The sequence below is a fragment of the Actinokineospora inagensis DSM 44258 genome (genome assembly GCF_000482865.1).
GTDB classification, from domain to species: Bacteria; Actinomycetota; Actinomycetes; order Mycobacteriales; family Pseudonocardiaceae; genus Actinokineospora; species Actinokineospora inagensis.
Genome location: NZ_AXWW01000071.1, coordinates 17,194 through 34,655, shown reverse-complemented (window position 1 = coordinate 34,655; position 17,462 = coordinate 17,194). Strand labels below are relative to the sequence as shown.

Annotated in this window: 16 protein-coding genes; 7 read left to right on the top strand and 9 right to left on the bottom strand. The window is 70.3% G+C overall.

From position 1 onward, the window contains the following. A partial coding sequence (locus H504_RS42655; protein WP_245614424.1) for an FAD-binding oxidoreductase occupies positions 1 to 1,466 on the bottom strand: 1,466 nt, incomplete at its 3' end. A gap of 16 nt (positions 1,467 to 1,482) precedes the next feature. Between H504_RS42655 and H504_RS36600 the strand changes: the two genes are divergently transcribed. Continuing rightward, positions 1,483 to 2,088 carry a TetR/AcrR family transcriptional regulator gene (locus H504_RS36600; protein WP_051386177.1) on the top strand — a complete coding sequence of 202 codons (606 nt, stop codon included), beginning with the start codon at positions 1,483 to 1,485 and terminating at the stop codon, positions 2,086 to 2,088. A gap of 358 nt (positions 2,089 to 2,446) precedes the next feature. Next, positions 2,447 to 3,979, top strand: a complete 1,533-nt coding sequence (locus H504_RS0123345) for a glycerol-3-phosphate dehydrogenase/oxidase (RefSeq protein ID WP_026424751.1) — start codon at positions 2,447 to 2,449, stop codon at positions 3,977 to 3,979. Positions 3,980 to 4,032: 53 nt separating this feature from the next. Here H504_RS0123345 and H504_RS38980 read toward each other — a convergent pair whose 3' ends face one another. Genes H504_RS38980 through H504_RS0123330 form a run of 3 tightly spaced genes read right to left on the bottom strand, consistent with a single transcriptional unit; the run spans position 4,033 to position 6,445 of the window. Then, on the bottom strand, positions 4,033 to 5,685 hold the full coding sequence (locus H504_RS38980; protein ID WP_051386176.1) for a hypothetical protein: 1,653 nt from the start codon (positions 5,683 to 5,685) through the stop codon (positions 4,033 to 4,035). Between the two features lie 5 nt (positions 5,686 to 5,690). Beyond that, positions 5,691 to 5,990: a type VII secretion target gene (locus H504_RS0123335; RefSeq protein WP_026424750.1), complete on the bottom strand. Its 300-nt coding sequence runs from the start codon at positions 5,988 to 5,990 to the stop codon at positions 5,691 to 5,693. Between the two features lie 20 nt (positions 5,991 to 6,010). Beyond that, the gene (locus tag H504_RS0123330) at positions 6,011 to 6,445 is read right to left on the bottom strand and encodes a YbaB/EbfC family nucleoid-associated protein (RefSeq protein ID WP_026424749.1); all 435 of its coding nucleotides are present in this window, start codon (positions 6,443 to 6,445) and stop codon (positions 6,011 to 6,013) included. Positions 6,446 to 6,659: 214 nt separating this feature from the next. Between H504_RS0123330 and H504_RS0123325 the strand changes: the two genes are divergently transcribed. After that, positions 6,660 to 7,553, top strand: a complete 894-nt coding sequence (locus H504_RS0123325; protein WP_026424748.1) for an ABC transporter ATP-binding protein — start codon at positions 6,660 to 6,662, stop codon at positions 7,551 to 7,553. Further along, positions 7,550 to 8,737, top strand: a complete 1,188-nt coding sequence (locus tag H504_RS0123320) for an ABC transporter permease (RefSeq protein WP_026424747.1) — start codon at positions 7,550 to 7,552, stop codon at positions 8,735 to 8,737. Before H504_RS0123325 ends, H504_RS0123320 begins: the two co-directional genes overlap by 4 nt. Positions 8,738 to 9,132: 395 nt before the next feature. Here H504_RS0123320 and H504_RS0123315 read toward each other — a convergent pair whose 3' ends face one another. The 3 genes from H504_RS0123315 to H504_RS36590 form a co-directional block, all read right to left on the bottom strand. Further along, positions 9,133 to 10,464, bottom strand: coding sequence for a cryptochrome/photolyase family protein (locus tag H504_RS0123315; protein WP_035305619.1), 1,332 nt, complete (start codon positions 10,462 to 10,464; stop codon positions 9,133 to 9,135). 112 nt (positions 10,465 to 10,576) lie between these two features. After that, positions 10,577 to 11,893 (bottom strand): citrate synthase, encoded by a 1,317-nt coding sequence (locus tag H504_RS0123310; protein ID WP_035305616.1) that lies wholly within the window; start codon positions 11,891 to 11,893, stop codon positions 10,577 to 10,579. A 176-nt stretch (positions 11,894 to 12,069) separates the two neighbouring features. Next, positions 12,070 to 12,684: a TetR/AcrR family transcriptional regulator gene (locus H504_RS36590; RefSeq protein WP_051386175.1), complete on the bottom strand. Its 615-nt coding sequence runs from the start codon at positions 12,682 to 12,684 to the stop codon at positions 12,070 to 12,072. An 85-nt stretch (positions 12,685 to 12,769) separates the two neighbouring features. Between H504_RS36590 and H504_RS0123300 the strand changes: the two genes are divergently transcribed. After that, entirely contained in the window at positions 12,770 to 13,915 is a 1,146-nt protein-coding gene (locus H504_RS0123300; protein ID WP_026424744.1) for an acyl-CoA dehydrogenase family protein, read from the top strand. Between the two features lie 168 nt (positions 13,916 to 14,083). Next, complete coding sequence (locus H504_RS0123295) at positions 14,084 to 14,701, top strand: hypothetical protein (protein WP_026424743.1); 618 nt, start codon at positions 14,084 to 14,086, stop codon at positions 14,699 to 14,701. 37 nt (positions 14,702 to 14,738) lie between these two features. Here H504_RS0123295 and H504_RS0123290 read toward each other — a convergent pair whose 3' ends face one another. Both H504_RS0123290 and H504_RS0123285 read right to left on the bottom strand, forming a co-directional pair. Further along, on the bottom strand, positions 14,739 to 15,950 hold the full coding sequence (locus H504_RS0123290) for an amidohydrolase (RefSeq protein ID WP_026424742.1): 1,212 nt from the start codon (positions 15,948 to 15,950) through the stop codon (positions 14,739 to 14,741). Beyond that, positions 15,947 to 16,849, bottom strand: a complete 903-nt coding sequence (locus H504_RS0123285) for an aldose 1-epimerase family protein (protein WP_026424741.1) — start codon at positions 16,847 to 16,849, stop codon at positions 15,947 to 15,949. The genes H504_RS0123290 and H504_RS0123285 overlap by 4 nt, the downstream gene beginning before the upstream one ends. A gap of 54 nt (positions 16,850 to 16,903) precedes the next feature. On the opposite strand from H504_RS0123285, the gene H504_RS0123280 reads away from it, so the two are divergent. Beyond that, positions 16,904 to 17,461, top strand: a complete 558-nt coding sequence (locus H504_RS0123280; RefSeq protein WP_026424740.1) for a TetR/AcrR family transcriptional regulator — start codon at positions 16,904 to 16,906, stop codon at positions 17,459 to 17,461. Position 17,462: the final 1 nt, after the last annotated feature.

The following is a 17,462-nucleotide window of genomic DNA, read 5'->3' as shown; positions in this document are numbered from 1 at the left end:
TCGGGAAGACGGGCATCGTCGGGAAGACGGGCATCGTCGGGAAGACGGGCATCGTCGGGAAGACGGGCATCGTCGGGAAGACGGGCATCGTCGGGGAGACGGGCATCGTCGGGAAGACGGGCATCGTCGGGAAGACGGGCATCGTCGGGAAGACGGGCATCGTCGGGAAGACGGGCATCGTCGGGGGCATGGTGAGCGGAGAAGTCGGGATGGTCGGGGATGCGGGCGTCGCCGGGGAGGTGGTGGGTGGAGAAGTCGAGGTGGGTGGGGAGGTGGGACTTGGGGAAGCTGGGCTTGAGGAGACCGGGCTTGCGGGAGCTGGTCCTGAGGAAGCTGAGTGTGGTGCGGCGGCGGGAGTTGAGGGCGGTGCGGGAGTGGGCTTCCCAGCCGATGATCAGGAGGCAGGGGGTGGTGATGCGGCGGGCCTTGAGGTAGGCGCGGACCAGGGCGGTTTTCCAGCCGCCGGTGAGGGTCAGGGCCAGGTCGGTTTCCTCGGGGTCGGACAGGCGGGTGACGGTGCCCAGGGCGTCGTTTTGGGCGAGGGTGCGGACCAGGTCGGCGCCCGCGGCGAAGCCGTCGACGATGAAGGCCTCGTAGCGGTGGTGGGTAGGGGTGGGGCGGATTCGGACGGTCACCTCGGTGATCACGCCGAAAGCGCCCTCGCTGCCGACCACGAGCTGACGGAGGTCGGGGCCTGCGGCGGAGGCCGGGGCGACGCCTAGGCGCCATTCGCCGCGGGGGGTGGCCAGGCGGACGCCTTGGACCATGTCCTCGAAGCGGCCGTAGCCCGCGGAGGCCTGACCGGAGGAGCGGGTGGCGGCGAAGCCGCCGAGGGTGGCTCGTTCGAACGACTGGGGGACGTGGCCGAGGGTGAAGCCGTGTTCCGCCAACATCCGCTCGGCGTCGGGGGCGACCACACCTGCCTGGAACACGGCGAGTCGGGAGACCGGGTCGACGGAGACGAGTCGGTCGAGGCGGTGGAGGTCGAGGACCACCACGGCGGTCTTGTCGCCGCGGCGGGCCGAGACACCGCCGACAACGGACGTTCCGCCACCGAACGGGACGATTCCGACGTCATGGGTCGCGCAGGCCAACACGACCCTACGGGTTTGCTCGGGGTCGGCCGGGACGACGACGGCATCCGGTACGGGCAGCTCACCGGCGCCGCGGCGGGCCAGCAGGTCCAGGTAGGACAGTCCACCGGCTCGACCCAACCGCTCATCCCGCTCGACCAGCACGTGCTCCACGCCGACAATGTCGGCAAGGACGGACCGCACTGCGGCGGGCAGTCCCGACTCGGGCACCGCCAAGCCGGAGTCGGGGGCGACCGGCGTGTCCCTGGGGGTCAACCCGGTCCGCGCACCCAGCCACCGGCTCGCGTGCGCGGGCAGGCCCGTGTCGGCGGCCCCGCTCGGGGTCCAGCCGCCGCGCACCCGGTGGTCGAGGTGGTCCACAGAACCGTTCACGAATAGAGTGTGACATATGACGTTAAAACGTCACACAGTTTCGCCCACCCGGGTGGACGACGACGTCCTGTTGGACGCCGCTCGCGACTGCGTGCTGGCCCAGGGGGTGCGCCGCACCACGCTGACCGACGTGGCCCGCGGTGCCGGGGTGAGCCGGATGACGCTGTACCGGCGGTTCCCGGACGTGCGAAGCCTGCTCGCCGCGCTGATGACCCGCGAGTTCGGCGCCCTGCTGGCCCGCACCAACCGGGCCGCCGACGGCCACCACGCCCGGTCCCGGCTGGTCGCGGGCGCGGTCGCCGGAGTCCGCGCGATCGTGGCCGACCCCCTGATGCGCACCGTGCTCGACCGCGACGGCGAACTCGTGCTGCCGTACGTAGTCGAGCGGCTGGGCAGCACCCAACACATCGCCGAGCAGTTCCTGCTCGCCCAACTACTAGCCGGCCACGAGGACGGCTCCATCCGCACAGGCAACCCAGCCGTACAGGCCAGGGCGCTGCTGCTGGTCGCCCAGTCCTTCGTTCTCTCACACAGCCCCGCCACCGCCGACATCCCAGCCACCGCCCTGTTCACCGAACTGGCCCACCTGCTCGACGCCGCCCTCAAACCCGAACCCGCCTGACACCCCCGAACACCCCACCCCACGCAAACCCGCACTCACGCCTCCGCACCCGACACCCGCACCGCACCTCTCCGCACCACACACCCGGCACCCACGCCTTCGCACCGCACACCACACCCACACCACCCACACCCTCGCTCCGCAGACCACTCCCACCGCCTCCCGCACCGCACCTCTCCGCAGACCACGCACCGCGCCCACCACCTACCGCGCCGCATCCACCGCCTCGCGCACCACACACTCGACACCCAGTCGTCCCGCACCGCCTCCCGCCACACATGACACCCCGCACGCCGGCCAGGACACCATCGCCCGGCCGTACTGACCAACCGCAGGACCAGCTCAGACCGGAGCCGACATGAACACTGCGCTCAACGCCGAACGGCGTGCCGCCGACCTTGCCGCTCTTGTCGACGGCGCTGTGGTTGACGTACTTGTGATCGGTGGGGGTGTTACCGGTGCGGGGGTCGCTCTGGATGCTGCCGCGCGGGGGCTGTCGGTGGCGTTGTTGGAGGCGGAAGACCTGGCGTTCGGGACGTCTCGGTGGTCGAGCAAGCTTGTGCACGGAGGGTTGCGCTACCTGGCGAAAGGCGATGTCGGGCTGGCCCACGAGAGTGCCGTCGAGCGCGGGGTCCTGATGGGGCGCACGGCCCCGCATCTGACCCGCGCGCTGCCCCAACTCGTGCCGTTGCACCAGCCTGTGTCCGGTCGGGACGCGGGGCTTACCTTCACCGGGCTGCTCGCGGGTGACGCGCTGCGGCGTGCGGCTCGTACTCCGTCCAGCCTGCTTCCCCGGCCCCGCCGGGTGTCCGCCGCCGAGTCGTTGGCGCTGGCCCCTGGGCTGCGCATGGCGGGGCTGCGTGGCGGGTTGTTGTCGTTCGACGGACAGCTCGTGGACGACGCGCGGCTGGTCGTCGCGCTTGCCAGGACGGCGGCGGGGCTCGGCGCGCGGATCATCACGAAGGCCAGGGTTGTCGGTATCGAGCGCGGCGCGGTCGCGGCCGTGGACGGCACCACCGAGGCGTCCTTCGAGGTCCGGGCCAAGGTGGTGGTCAACGCGACCGGGGTGTGGGCGGGTGGTCTTGTCCCGGCTGTCCGGCTGCGGCCGTCTCGCGGCTCGCATCTGGTGGTCGCCGGATCCGCGGTCAACTGCGGGGTGACCGCGCTGACCGTCCCGATCCCGGGGAGTTTCGGGCGGTTCGTCGTGGTCCTCCCGCAGGATGACGGGCGAGTCTACATCGGACTGACCGATGAGCCCGTCGACGACCTGCCCGATGTGCCGACCGTTCCCGAGTCCGATGTGGACTTCCTGCTCGACGTGGCGTCGTCGGCGCTGGAGTGCAGGCTCACCCGTGCCGACGTCCTCGGGTCGTTCGCGGGACTGCGGCCGCTCGTCGACGCGCCCGGCAGCAGCGCCGACCTGTCCCGCCACCACGCGGTGCTCACCCACGGCAACACCGTCACCGTTGTCGGCGGCAAGCTCACCACCTACCGCCGCATGGCGGCCGACGCGATTGACGCGGCCACCACCCTCGCCGGTCTCGCCGCGGGCCCCTCCCCCACCCGCGCCCTCCCCCTGGTCGGCGCCGCGCCGCGCCCGACTCTGTCCACTCTGGACGCTCCACAGCGGCTGGTCGCCCGCTACGGCACCGAAGCGCCCACCATCGCTGCCATGGGACAGCTCGATCCCGACCTCGCCCGCCCGGTCGCGCCCGGCAGCCCGGTCACCGCCGCCGAGGTCGTCTGGGCCGTGCGGCACGAAGGCGCCCTCACCGCCGACGACGTCCTGCACCGCCGCACCCGCATCGGGCTCGTCCCCGCTGACGCCGAGTCCGCGCGCCCCGTGGTGGAGGACCTGGTGAACCGCGCCCGCCAAGGCTTGCCGCGATAGCAGAACCGCCGCCGCCCGAGGGTGGGCGACGGCGGTTCCGGAGCGAGAAACCCCTACTGCGGCGTGACCTGGCCGGGCTGCGCTCCCCCGAACACCGTCTGCATGGCGACGACGAGCGAACCCCACTCGGCGAGGAAGTACTTCACGCCCGCGAGCATGTTGTCGACCGGCTCCCAGATGTTGTCGTAGCCGGGAACCTGGTGCTGCTGGAACACCGGGTCGGTGATCTGGGTGATGCCCTTGGGCGGGAACCCGTTGGCGGCGTTGGGGTCCTGCATGTCGATCGCGTGCGGGTTGCCGCCGGAGGTGCGGTCGATGATCTGGGCGATCTGACCCGCGTCGATCTTGGACGGGTCCACGCCGTGGTCGATCAGGATCTCCACGGCGGCACCGATCCAGCGGGCGCGGTCCACAAGGGACGCCGGGGCGCCGGGGGTCGGGGGCGCTCCGCTGGGGCCGAGCGGCGTGGTGGCGGTGGAACCGTTGGGCAGCTTCACCTGCGAGACCTGGCCGGGTACCCCGGTCTGGCCGTACGTCGGCACACCGGTCGTCCCGCCGGTCGGCTGCTGGTACCCCGGGTACGACGGCACCGACGACGTCTGGCCGTACGTGGGCAGGCCGGACGTTCCGCCGGTCGGCTGCTGGTAGCCGGTGTACGACGGCACGGTCGACGACTGGCTGTACGTCGGCAGGCCGGACGCGTTCCCCGACGGCTGCTGGTAGCCGTTGTACGCGGGCACCGGGTTCTGGGTGTACGTGGGGCCGCTGCCGGTCGCGCCGGGCTGGTACTGGTTGTAGCTGTAGTTCGGCGGTGCGGTCTGGGTGTACGTGGGCCCGGTGACGCTGTTCGGGTTGGTGTACTGGGCGTTGGACGCCGCGTCGATGCCGGTGGTGTTGATGGCCGGGGCCTGGGTGGTGGTCGCGCTCGGCGAGGTGGTGGCCTTGCCGCCGAGGGTCTGCAAGAGCTGCTTGACCGCCTTGGCCAGGTTCACGATCTTCTGGACGGTGGACATGATCTTCTGCAGCGAGGAGACGAACTTCTGGACCTTGCTCGCGACCTTCTGCGCGGTCTGCACGGCCTGGGCGACCGACCGGGCGATGCCCTCGGCGATGCTGGCCCCGAAGCTCAGCCAGGACTTGGCCAGCGCCTCGATGATGATCATGATGACCTTCTGCACGCACTGGGTGATGAAGTCCAGCACGGTCTTGCGCACGTCGGCGAGCAACTGGCCCGCGCCGCTGATCGCCTGGCCGACGCCCTTGCTGACCTCGGCGAGCGCGTCGAGGCCGTCGGCGTGGGTGGACGCGGTGCGCCGGTAGGCGTCGCTCGCGGCGCCCTGCCAGTTGCAGGTCTGCGACTTCACCGCGTCGCGGTACTTGTCGGCGGCCTGGACCAACTGGGTGCCCGCCTTGGTCCAGCCCTGGGCCGAGCTCAGGATCGAGTTCGCGTCGCCGAGCAGCTTGTCGAACGGCTCGCGCAGGAACTTGATGTGCTGGATGATCCAGCCGAACCCGGCCGAGGCGGCCGCGCCGAGCGGGTCGCCCGCGATGTTGATGATGTCCATCGCGGTGTTGGTGATGGACATGCCCGCGGCGAGCCAGTCGCCGCTGTCGATGGCGGACTTGACGCCCTTGATGTCGGTGCCGAGCGAGGCGACCGCCTGCTGGCTGCTGGTCTGCCCGGTGGTGCTGGCTGTGGTGGTCACCGCTGTTACGCCTTCCCGCCGAAGGTGGCCGCGTTGCCGGAGTCGATCTGCTCGTAGTCGCGGGCGACGGCCTCCACACCCTTGCGGACGTCGTCGATCGCGGTCGCCACCTTCTGGATGCCCTGCAGCACGTCCCCGCAGGCGGCCATGATCGCGGTGGCGAAGAACTGGCCGATCATCCCGAACGCGGCGTCCGAGACCGACTGCGTCGCCCCGGTCGCCGCCTGCGCCTGCGCGGAGCAGGTGGCGACGCTGCCCGCGTGCACCCGCAACTCCGCCACGTTGACGTTGAACCCTGTACCCATGATCAGATCCGCCTTGGGGTCTAGTGGACGACTTCCGGGGGGTTGTCGAAGTACTCGTCGTCGGAGCGCCGTTCCCGGGGCTTGGCCGCGGGTGGGCCGTCCACCTCGTCCCCGGTGTGGCCCTGCGGCAGGTACGACTTGACGATGTCGAGCGCCGCCGAGTCGCCGACCAGGTCCTGCATGGCGGCGACCACCTGGGCGCCCGCGTCCCGCTGGGCCTGGCGGGTCACGTCGAGGATGACCCTGGCCAGGTGCTCGGGCTCCAGTTCCCGCACGCCGGGCCGCAGCACCAGGTCGGTGGTCACGCCGGAGGCGGTCACCCGGACGGTGACCTCCCCGTCCGACGACGTGGCCACGCCGTGGACCTCGCGCAGCGCCTTCTCCGCCTTCTGCGCGCTCGCCGCGGTCCGCTGCAGCGTCTCGTCGTACTGCGCGAGCCACTGATCGGGGTTCATCGCCACGCCCTTCCCAGGTACGTCGTTTGGTCCTGCCTGGTGCATCCGCCCTGTTGGACGGAGCATCGCGCGTTCGGTTCCGCCCCGGGCGGCAATCGGCCAACTCGTTTGCAGGCGCACCGGACCGCCCGGTGACCAGACCCGGGATACTTGGGCGGGCGCCGTGCCGCTGTCGAGGCCGGGACCGGTGGCGGACGACGATGGAGGGCCAGTGCTGGAGGTCGACGGGGTCAGCAAGCGGTACGGCGACGTGCTCGCCTGCGACGACGTGTCCTTCGGTGTGCGGCCCGGTGAGCTGTTCGGTTTCGTGGGCGGCAACGGCGCGGGCAAGACCACCACCATGCGGGTCGTGCTGGGCGTGGTGACGCCGGACGCCGGGTCGGTCCGCTGGTCCGGGCACCCGGTCGACCACCCGACCCGCCGCCGGTTCGGGTACCTCCCGGAGGAACGCGGCCTCTACCCGCGGATGCGCGTGCTCGACCAGCTCGTCTACCTCGCCGAACTGCACGGTGCCGACGTGAACGCCGCACACCGGGCCGCTGAACACTGGGCGGCGCGGCTGGGCCTGCGCGAGCACCGCGACACCGAGGTCCAGCGGCTCAGCCTGGGCAACCAGCAGCGGGTGCAACTGGCGGCCGCCCTGGTGCACGACCCCGTGCTGCTGGTCCTCGACGAGCCATTCTCCGGGCTGGACCCGCTGGCGGTGGACGTGCTGGCCGAGGTGCTGCGCGAGCGGGCCGCGGCCGGGGTGCCGGTGCTGTTCTCCAGCCACCAGCTCGACCTGGTGGAACGGCTGTGCGACCGGGTCGGCATCATCCAGGCGGGTCGACTCGTGGCCTGCGGCAGCGTGTCGCGGTTGCGCGCGGGCGCCGGGAGCACTTTGGTGGTCGACGCGCCGCTGGCACCGGCGGGCTGGGCCGACCGACTGCCGGGGGTGACCGTGCTGGATGTCCACAACGGACAGACCAGGCTGCGCGTCCGACCGGGCACCGACGACCAGCCGATCCTGGCCGCGGCGCTGGCCACCGGCCCGGTGCGCGGCTTCACCCACCACCACCCGTCACTGGCCGAGCTGTACCGTGACGTCGTGGGAGTGGGCAGCCGGTGACACCGCGGCGCACGGTGTGGCTGGTCGCGCGGCGGGAGCTGCGGACCCGGCTGCGCGCACGGTCCTTCCTGGTCGGCACGGCCGTGTCGATCGCCGTCCTGGTCGTGTTCATCCTGATGGAGAGCACGGTGTTCGGCGGCGAGCGGGTCACCAGGGTCGGGCTCTCCGGGCAGGCGGCGGCCATCGCCGAACCGCTGACCGAGGAGGCTCGCGCGCGCGGTCTCGAGGTGCGGGTCAGCACGGTCCGGGACCCGGCCGCGGGCGAGTCGCAGATCACCGACGGGGACCTGGACGCGTTGGTGACGGGGACGCCCGCCGCGCTGCACGTGGTGGTGGACGAATCCCTGGACGAGAACCTGCGGCGGGCGCTGAACACGTTGGTCCAGCGGGAAGTGCTGCGGGCGCAACTCGCATCGGTCGAAGACCTGGACCCGGACCAGGTCCTCGCGACAGTCGCCGACTCGACGGTGGACGTGCGGTCGTTGCGCGCGCCCGATCCGACGCACGACGAGCGGCTGGCGATGGCGTTGGTGATCGTCGCGTTGCTGTACCTGTCGTTGCTGCTGTACGGGACGATGGTGGCGCAAGGGGTGGTGGAGGAGAAGTCCAGTCGGGTCGTGGAGATCCTGCTGGCGACGGTGCGGCCGTGGGAGTTGTTGGCCGGGAAGGTTGTTGGGCTCGGGCTGGTGGGGCTGGCGCAGTTGACCGTCGTTGGTGGGGTTGGGACGGTGCTGGCTGTTGTGACGGGGGTTCTGACGATTCCGGGGGCGGCGCTGGGGACGCTGCTGTGGGGGTTGTTGTGGTATCTGCTGGGGTATTTGTTCTACGCGACGGTGTTCGCGGCGGCGGGGTCGTTGGTGTCGCGGCAGGAGGAGACGCAGTCGGTGCTGTTGCCGATTACGTCGGTGTTGGTGTTGGCGTTCGTGCTGGGGTTTGGGTTGTTGACGCGGGCGCCTAACGCGAGTGCGACGGCGGTGCTGTCGGTGTTGCCGCCGTTTGCGCCGATTCTGCTGCCGGGGAGGATGGCGTTGGGGGTGGCGACGGGGTGGCAGGTGATGGTGGCTGTGGTGTTGATGGTGGGGGCGGTGGGGGGGTTGACGTGGCTGGCGGGGCGGATTTATGCGGGGGCGGTATTGCGGACTGGGCCTCGGTTGCCGTTGCGGGATGCTTTGCGGAAGTCTTGAGGGGCACTGGGCCTCGGCTGCGCCTCGGGGTTCGGCCTGGTCGCCTGGCGGCGACGCCGGCCTTTGGCGCCAGATTAAAGCGGTGGTGCCCGTTGTGGTGAAGTTGTTTTGTTTGGGGCCCCTAGCGGCAGCCTGGGTAAGGCTAAAAGGCGGGGCCACTGGAAAGCGTGGCCTTACCCGCCTGCCGGCTTAGGCCACCGCTCCCCCCAAACAAAACAACTCCACCACAACGGGCGGTTGGGATCGGCGGGTTTCGAGGCGCGCGGTGCGGGGGTGGCGCTTCGTCGATGTGGGGTGGGTTTTGAGGTGCGCGGGGCGGGTTGGCGGCCTTTGTCGATGTGGGCTGGATTTTTTTGGGGTGCGGTGGAGTGGGTTGGCGTCGCTGGGATTGGTTTCTATTTGATTTTTCCGTAGCGGTCTAGGGCTACTTGGCGTTCGTGGGCGTGGTCGACGATGGGGGGCGGGTAGTTGGGGACGCCTGTTGGGGCGTGGACGTTTTTGTCGGGGGTGTTTCGTAGTTCTGGGACGTACCGTCTGATGTAGGTGCCGGTGGGGTCGAATTTGTGGGCTTGGGTGGTGGGGTTGAAGACGCGGAAGTAGGGGGCGGCGTCGGTGCCGGTGCCTGCGGTCCATTGCCAGCCGTGTTGGTTGGAGGCCAGGTCGCCGTCGACCAGGTGGCGCATGAAGTGGCGGGCGCCGGTCCACCAGGGGAGGTGGAGGTCTTTGACCAGGAAGCTGGCGACGATCATGCGGACTCGGTTGTGCATCCAACCCTCCGCGAGGAGTTGGCGCATGCCCGCGTCGACGATGGGGTAGCCGGTTTTGCCTTGGCACCAGGCTTGGAAGAGGGTCTCGTCGGTGTCGTGGGGCATGGCGTTGAACTTGGGGTTGTAGTTCTCGCGGGCGGAGTCCGGGTTGTGCCAGAGGACGTCGGCGTAGAAGTCTCGCCAGGCCAGTTCCGTTTGGTACGTGTGGGCGCCGGCGGAGTGGTCGAGGTCGGCGAGGAGGGTGCGGGGGTGGATGCAGCCCCACCGGAGGTACGGGGACATGCGGCTGGTGGCGTCGAGGTCGGGGCGGTCTCGATCCCTGTCGTAGGACTTGAAATCGAAGTCCTGCCACGCGTTGTGGGCGGCTTTTTCGCCTGCGGGGGGCAATTCCGCGGTGAGGGTGGGATCGGCGGGGATGTGGATGCGGCGGGGGCCACCGCTCTTGTCCGCGGGGTCGACCCAGTCCAGTGTGGACGCTGAGGTGTCGGCGGGAGCGCGCCAGCCGTGAGCCGACCACGCGCGGCTGAAGGGGGTGAAGACCTTGAAGGGGGTGCCATCGGACTTGAGGACGCGGCCGGGGGCGACGGCGTAGGGGGAGCCGGTGCGGACGAAGTCGATGTCGAGGGCTTGTTCGACGGCGGAGTCGCGCTGGTGGCCGTAGGGGGCGTAGTCGGCTGAGACGTGGACGGAACCGGCGCCGATGGCCTTGGCCACGCGCGGGACCACATCAACCGGGTTGCCGTGGACGACCATCAGGCGGCCGGTGAGTTGGCGGTCGAGGTCGCGCAGGCAGCGGTACAGGAAGGCGAGGCGGGGGGCGCCGGACGGGTGGGTCAGGCGGTCGTCCAGGACGAACAGGGCGAGTGCTCGTGGGCTCCGCTCCGCGGCTGCCGACAGCACGGGGTTGTCCCCGGTGCGCAGATCGCGGCGGAACCAGACCACCGAGGGGGACTCAGTCACGGCGGGCAACGCTACCGAGCGGGATACCACCGTGCACAACGGGCGGACCACCCGATCGGGTAAGCACAAGCGGCACCGGCCCGGGATCGGGACGGTGCCGCCGTGCCGGGGCTCAGCGTTCGGTGAGGGTCTTGTACTCGCGTTCGGTGTGGCCGGTGTAGACCTGCCGAGGGCGGCCGATCTTGGTGGCCGGGTCGTTCATCATCTCGCGCCAGTGCGCGATCCAGCCGGGGAGGCGGCCGAGGGCGAACAGGACGGTGAAGAACTTGGTCGGGAAACCCATGGCGCGGTAGATCAGGCCGGTGTAGAAGTCCACGTTCGGGTAGAGCTTGCGCTGGATGAAGTAGTCGTCGGCCAGCGCGTGCTCCTCGAGCTGCTTGGCGATGTCGAGCAGCGAGTCGTCGCCGCCGAGCTTGCCGAGGATCTCGTCCGCGGTCTTCTTGATGATGGCGGCGCGCGGGTCGTAGTTCTTGTAGACCCGGTGCCCGAAGCCCATGAGCTTCACGCCGTCTTCCTTGTTCTTCACCTTCTTGACGAACGAGTCGACGTCGCCGCCCGAGTCGCGGATGCCTTCGAGCATCTCGAGGACCGCGCTGTTCGCCCCGCCGTGCAGCGGGCCGAAGAGGGCGTTGATGCCCGCGGAGATGCTGGCGAACAGGTTCGCCTCGGAGGAACCGACGAGCCGCACGGTCGAGGTGGAGCAGTTCTGCTCGTGGTCGGCGTGCAGGATGAACAACTGGTCCAGCGCGCGGACCAGCACCGGGTCCACGTCGTAGTTCTCGGCCGGGAAGCCGAAGGTCATCCGCAGGAAGTTCTCCACCAGGCCAAGGGAGTTGTCCGGGTAGAGGAACGGCTGGCCGACGGACTTCTTGTAGGCGTAGGCGGCGATGGTGGGCAGCTTGGCCAGCAACCGGATCGTGGAGATCTCGACGTGGTGGGAGTCGAACGGCTTCAAGCTGTCCTGGTAGAAGGTGGACAGCGCCGACACCGCGGACGAGAGCACCGGCATCGGGTGCGCGTCGCGCGGGAAGCCGTCGAAGAACCGTTTCAGCTCCTCGTGCAGCAGCGTGTGCCTGCTGATCTTGTGCGAGAAGTCGTCCAGCTCGGCCTGGCTGGGCAGCTCACCGTAGATCAGCAGGTAGCTGACCTCGATGAAGTTCGAGCGCTGCGCCAACTGCTCGATCGGGTATCCCCGGTAGCGCAGGATTCCCGCGTCGCCGTCGATGTAGCAGATGGCCGACGAGCAGGAGGCCGTGTTGACGAAGCCGGGGTCGAGGGTGACCAACCCGGTCTTGGCCAGCAGCTTGCCCAGGTCGACACCGGACGTGCCTTCAGTCGCAGCCACGATGGCCATCTCGTGCTCGCCGCCGGGGTAGCGGAGGGCAGCGGTCTGCTCGGTGCCGGTGGGCACAGCGGTCCCGTCGGGCATGCAAGTACCTCTCACACTCGGGCAGGGCGGCGGAGACGGCCGAGCCGGTACGGCCCTGGTCGAGGTGCGGAATCACGCAGCACCGCCCCATTGGGGTCCTGAGCCCCCTACGCTAGTGCTCCGCGCGCATTACGGACAGCCGTGGCCGGTGCCCGCGGGCACGGTTGGGACACGTATCACAGGCCGGCGGCGGGTTCCGCCGGATCGATCCCACCCGGACCGCGGTTGATGCCGACCAGCAACAGGTCGGCGAGGGCGGCGAAGGCCACTCCGTCCGACTCGCCGGTCCGCTCGGCCAACACCCCCTGCTGGATGCCCTCGATGAGCCAGCCCGCCATCTCGGCGACCAGATGGGCGTGGACGTCGCGGAACAGCCCCTCGGCGACGCCGTCGAGGATGAGGCCGCGGATACGGGCGGCGGCGGCCTTGGCGTTGCGCTGGTACATCGCGCGGGTGGGGGCGAAGGCGGAGACGTCGGCGACGAACCGGGGCGAGGCCGGGCCGAGCTCGGTGGCGCAGCCGTCGAGGTAGCGGGCGATCCGGTCGCGGGCGTCGACGGCGAGCGCGACCCGCTTCTCGATCCGCTCGGTGGCGCCGCGGAAGAAGTGGCCGACGACCCTCGCCGAGAGCTGTTCCTTGCTCGGCGCGAGGGCGTACAGGGTGGACTTGGAGCAGCGCAGCCTGCCCGCGAAGTCGTCCAGGGTGACGTCGGCGAAGCCCTCGGCGAGGAAGATCCCGAGCAGTTCTTCCAGCAGTGCCGCCTGCCGCGCCGTCGGGTTCCGCCTGGTCATCCCCCCAGCGTATCGACAGCCCGCGCACCGGAACAGTACTGTGGGGCGTCCTGCAGTACTGGTTCTGGTACCCCGGAGGCCGAACATGCCTGCCGACCGCCTGCTCCCCTCCACCGAGGCGGAGGACCTGCTGAAGCTGACCCGGGAGATCGCCCGGGACGAGTTGACCCCGCTCGCCGCCGAGTACGAGGAGCAGGGCCGCTTCCCGCGCGAGCAGTTCCGGCTGCTCGGCCGCAGCGGCCTGCTCGGGCTGCCGTACCCGGAGAAGTGGGGTGGCTCGGGCCTGTCCTACGAGGTCTACCTGCAGGTGCTGGAGGAGATCGCGACCGCGTGGATGTCGGTCGGCGTCGGCCTGTCCGTGCACACGATGTCCTGCTACGCGCTGGCCGAGCACGGCACCGACGAGCAGCGGGCGCGCTGGTTGCCGGACATGCTCGGCGGCGACCTGCTGGGCGCGTACGCGCTGTCGGAGAGCCAGGCCGGGTCGGACGCCTCCGCGCTGAGCACCCGCGCCCGCCGAGACGGCGACGACTACGTGGTGAACGGCAGCAAGGCGTGGATCACGCACGGTAGCCAGGCGGACTTCTACACGACCATGGTGCGCACGTCCGACGACGGCGGCCGCGGCATCAGTTGCCTGCTCATCGATGCGGCCACGCCCGGCCTGGTGTTCACCGCGCCGGAGAAGAAGATGGGCCTGACCGGGTCGACCACCACCCAGGTGCTGTTCGAGGGCGCCAGGGTGCCCGCCGACCGGTTGGTCGACGAGGAGGGCATGGGGCTCAAGATCGCGCTGACCTCACTGAACTCGGGTCGGCTCGGCATCGCGGCGTGCGCGGTGGGGCTGGCGCAGGCGGCGCTGGACCAGGCGGTGGCGTACGCGAAGCAGCGCGCCCAGTTCGGTCGGCCGATCATCCAGTTCCAGGGGGTGGAGTTCCTGCTGGCCGACATGGCGGCCGCGGTGGAGTCGTCCCGGGCCACCTACCTGGAGGCGGCGCGCAGGCGCGACCGCGGGTTGCCGTTCGTCCGGCAGGCATCGATCGCCAAGCTGGTCGCCACCGACGCGGCGATGAAGGTGACCACCGACGCGGTCCAGGTGCTCGGCGGCGCGGGCTACACCCGCGATTTCCCGGTCGAACGGTTCATGCGAGAGGCGAAAGTCCCTCAAATCTTCGAAGGAACCAACCAGATCCAGCGGATGGTAATTGCCCGACACCTGCGCGGAATGTGAGCGACTCGCCACAGTCGCCCGCCACCGGCACAGTTCCCACCGCTGCCACCGGCAGTTAGGGCCTCGCTGGTAAAACGGCGAAAACCCGCTCGCGCAACCCCCTCACACCAACCGATCCGGCCGCGATTCCATAGAGAGCCACAGCCGGTCACGCGGACGAGGGTGATAATGAGCCAGCCGATCCTTGCCGAGCAGGTCGTCGACATCCTGGCCGGGCTGGTCACCAACCGCATATCGGGACCGCGGCGGCGGCCTGCGGACGCGTTGTTCGACGCGGTGGTCGGCAGACTCCGGCGGATTCGCCGGGCCTCCGCGTTCGACCTGTTCGAAGCCGACCCGCACGGACCGCGGCAGCGCCGCGCGCTGGTCGACCTGCTGGCGGCGGAATTCGCCGACGACCCGACGTTCCGCGAGGGCCTGGCCGAGTTGGTGCGGTCGACCGGCGGGAGCCCGGACGGCACCCCAGCGCCGCCGGATCCCAAGCCGCAGCGGCGAATCCTGTTCGGAGCGGGCGCCGCGGTGCTCGTCCTGGTGCTGGCCTTCGGCGGCCGCGCCATTTATCTGCGGATGACCGAGAAACCGCCGTTGGACGGGTCCACTCCGTGCCACACGTTCTGGGCGCTGACCGACACCGAACAACGAGACCTGATGGTTCGCGCTTACCAGAACCACGGCCAACACCACCGCAGCGACGAGCCCTACATCGTGGCGAGCGTGCTGTACGCGTGCGGCCAGAATCCGGAGAGCACCGTGGACCAGATCATCGACGCCGCCGCGCGCCCGTGAGTGCGCCCCCGGGCGGAATCGGCCCGGGGGCGGTTGGTCAGCCGCGGTAGAACGGGTCCTTCGTCTCGCCGAGACCGGTGTTCTCGTTGAACGCGTAAACCTCAACGCCGTTGACGAAAACCTTCGTCGCGCGGCTCATGACATCCAGCGGGTCACCGGACCAGATGACCACGTCGGCGTCCATTCCGGGTTTCAGCACACCGACCCGGTCGCCGATTCCCATCATTTCCGCCGGGTTCACCGTGATCGAGCGCAGACCCGTTTCCGCGTCCAGGCCCTCCTTCACGGCGAGGGTCACCTGGTGCACCAGGAAGTTGATCGGCACGACCGGGTGGTCGGTGGTGATCGCGATCCGGGCGCCCGCGCGGGCCAGGATGCCCGGGTTGCGCAGGGTCCGCTGACGCAGTTCGACCTTGACCCGGGTGGTGAACAGCGGGCCGATCACCACCGGGACGTCCCGCTCGACGATCAGGTCGGCCAGCAGGTGCGCCTCGGTGCCGTGGTTGAGCACCAGTTTGTAGCCGAACTCGTCGGCCAGCCGCAGCGCGGTGGCGATGTCGTCGGCGCGGTGCGCGTGCTGGCACCAGGGCAGCTCACCGTCGAGGACCTTGACCAGCGCCTCGTTGGTGAGGTCCCGGTCGAACGGTTTCCCCTCGGCGGCGGCGTGTTCCTTGCGCGCCTTGTAGTCCTGCGCCCCGGTCAGCGCCTCGCGGATGACCGCGGCCACGCCGAGCCGGGTGGACGGCATGACCTTCTTGTCCCCGTACACCCGTTTCGGGTTCTCGCCCAGCGCGCTCTTCATCGAGACCGGGTCGCGCAGCAGCATCTCGTCGACGGTGCGGCCCCAGGTCTTCACCGCGACCGTCTGGCCGCCGATGACGTTGCCGGAACCGGGCTTGATGACCACCGTGGTGACCCCGCCCGAGAGCGCGTCGCGGAACGCCTCGTCGGCCGGGTTGATCGCGTCGAGCGCCTTCACCTTCGCGGTGACCGGGTCGGTCATCTCGTTGGTGTCCTGACCGGCCCAGCCCTCGGCCTCCTCGTGCACGCCGAGGTGCCCGTGCGCCTCGACGAACCCGGGCAGCACCCACGAGCCGGACGCGTCCACCACCTCGGCGTCGTCCGGGATCTCGACGTCGTGCGACGAGCCGACCGCGACGATCTTGCCGTTGTCGAACAGAACCGTGCCGCCCTCGATGGGTGATCCCTCGACCGGGACGACATATCCACCAGTTACCGCGATAGTCACGCCGACGACCCTATCGGCGTAATGCCCCAGGACGCGCGCCAACACTCGCCGGGGTGAACGGTGAGCAAATCCGTGCCGGAATTCAGCGCATCGGGCGGGCAGGTCATCGGCTCGATGGCGACGGCGCCACCGTCGTGCCCGGGGAACGAGTCCGGCGTGTACACCTGCACCCAGCGGAACACCGGGTCCGCCCAGACCTCGACGCCGCCCGATCGGCCGCGCGGGGTGCGGTGCACCAGCGTGTGGTGGACCAGGCCGTCCGCGTCGGGCTCGCACCCGCCGAACGCGTCGTCGAGGGTGACCTCGCGGACCACCTGGGCGAACCGGGGGATCGCGGTGACCGGGCCGGACGGGGTCATGGTCGTCGGGTCGAGCGGCAGGTGGGTGGTGGCGGCCAGGGTCAGCACGCAGTCGTCGACCTCGGCACGGCCGGGACGCGGGTACGGGTGCGCGCCGACACCGAAGGGCATCGGCTGGTCGCCGAGGTTCTCGACGCCGTGGGTGACCTTGAGGCCGTGCTCGCCGACCTCGTAGGTCATCGTGGCCCGGAAGACGAACGGCCAGCCGGGGCGCTTGGCGATGGTCACGGCCAGGGTCGCGCTGCCCGCGTCGACCTCGGTGACCTCCCAGGTCTCCCGGCGCACCAGCCCGTGGCTCGCGTTGCCGCGCGCCGGTTCGCTGACGTCGAGCCGGAGCGCCTCGCCGTTGTGCGCCCACCGGGCGTTCGCGACCCGGTTCGGCCACGGCACCAGTACCGCGCCGGACCCCATCGGGGCAGGCTCGCCCGCGGGGAAGGTCTCCAGGTAGGGGACGCCCGCCACCTCGAACAGCCGCAGGGTGGCCCCGGTCGTCGTGATCACGGCGCGCGCGCCCGCCGCACTGATCTCGGTCTCCGCCATGCCCCGAGGGTAGCGGCGCTGCTTTTTACTAGACCGGTCTGTATAGTCGCGGTCGTGCCCCGTCGGAACGACACCCGAGACCGAACCCTGCGCACCGCCGTCGACCTCTTCCGCGTGCACGGCTACCACGGCACCGGCCTGAACCAGGTGCTCGCCGCGGGTGGACTCCCGAAGGGGTCGCTGTACTTCCACTTCCCGGGGGGCAAGGAGCAACTGGCCGCCGAGGCGGTGACCATGGCGGGCGCCGAGTTCCGCACCCGCATCACCGAGACCTTCGACCGGGCCGCCACCCCCGCCGACGCCCTGGCCGACGCGATGCGGGTACTGGCCGACGAGCTCACCGCCGCCGACTTCGCCCACGGCTGTCCAATCGGGACGGTCGCGATCGACGCCGACTCGGACCGGGTGCGCGCGGCCTGCGCGGACGCCTTCGCCCAGTGGCACAGCGTGATCAGCGCCGCGCTCCACCGGTCCGGTCTGTCCAATGCGGACACCCTGGCCACCGCCGTCCTGTCCGCGGTCGAGGGGGCCCAACTCCTCGCCCGCAACCGCCGCGACACCACCCCGCTGTACGCGGTCGCCGAGACCTTCGCCCCACTGCTGAAAGGCTGAC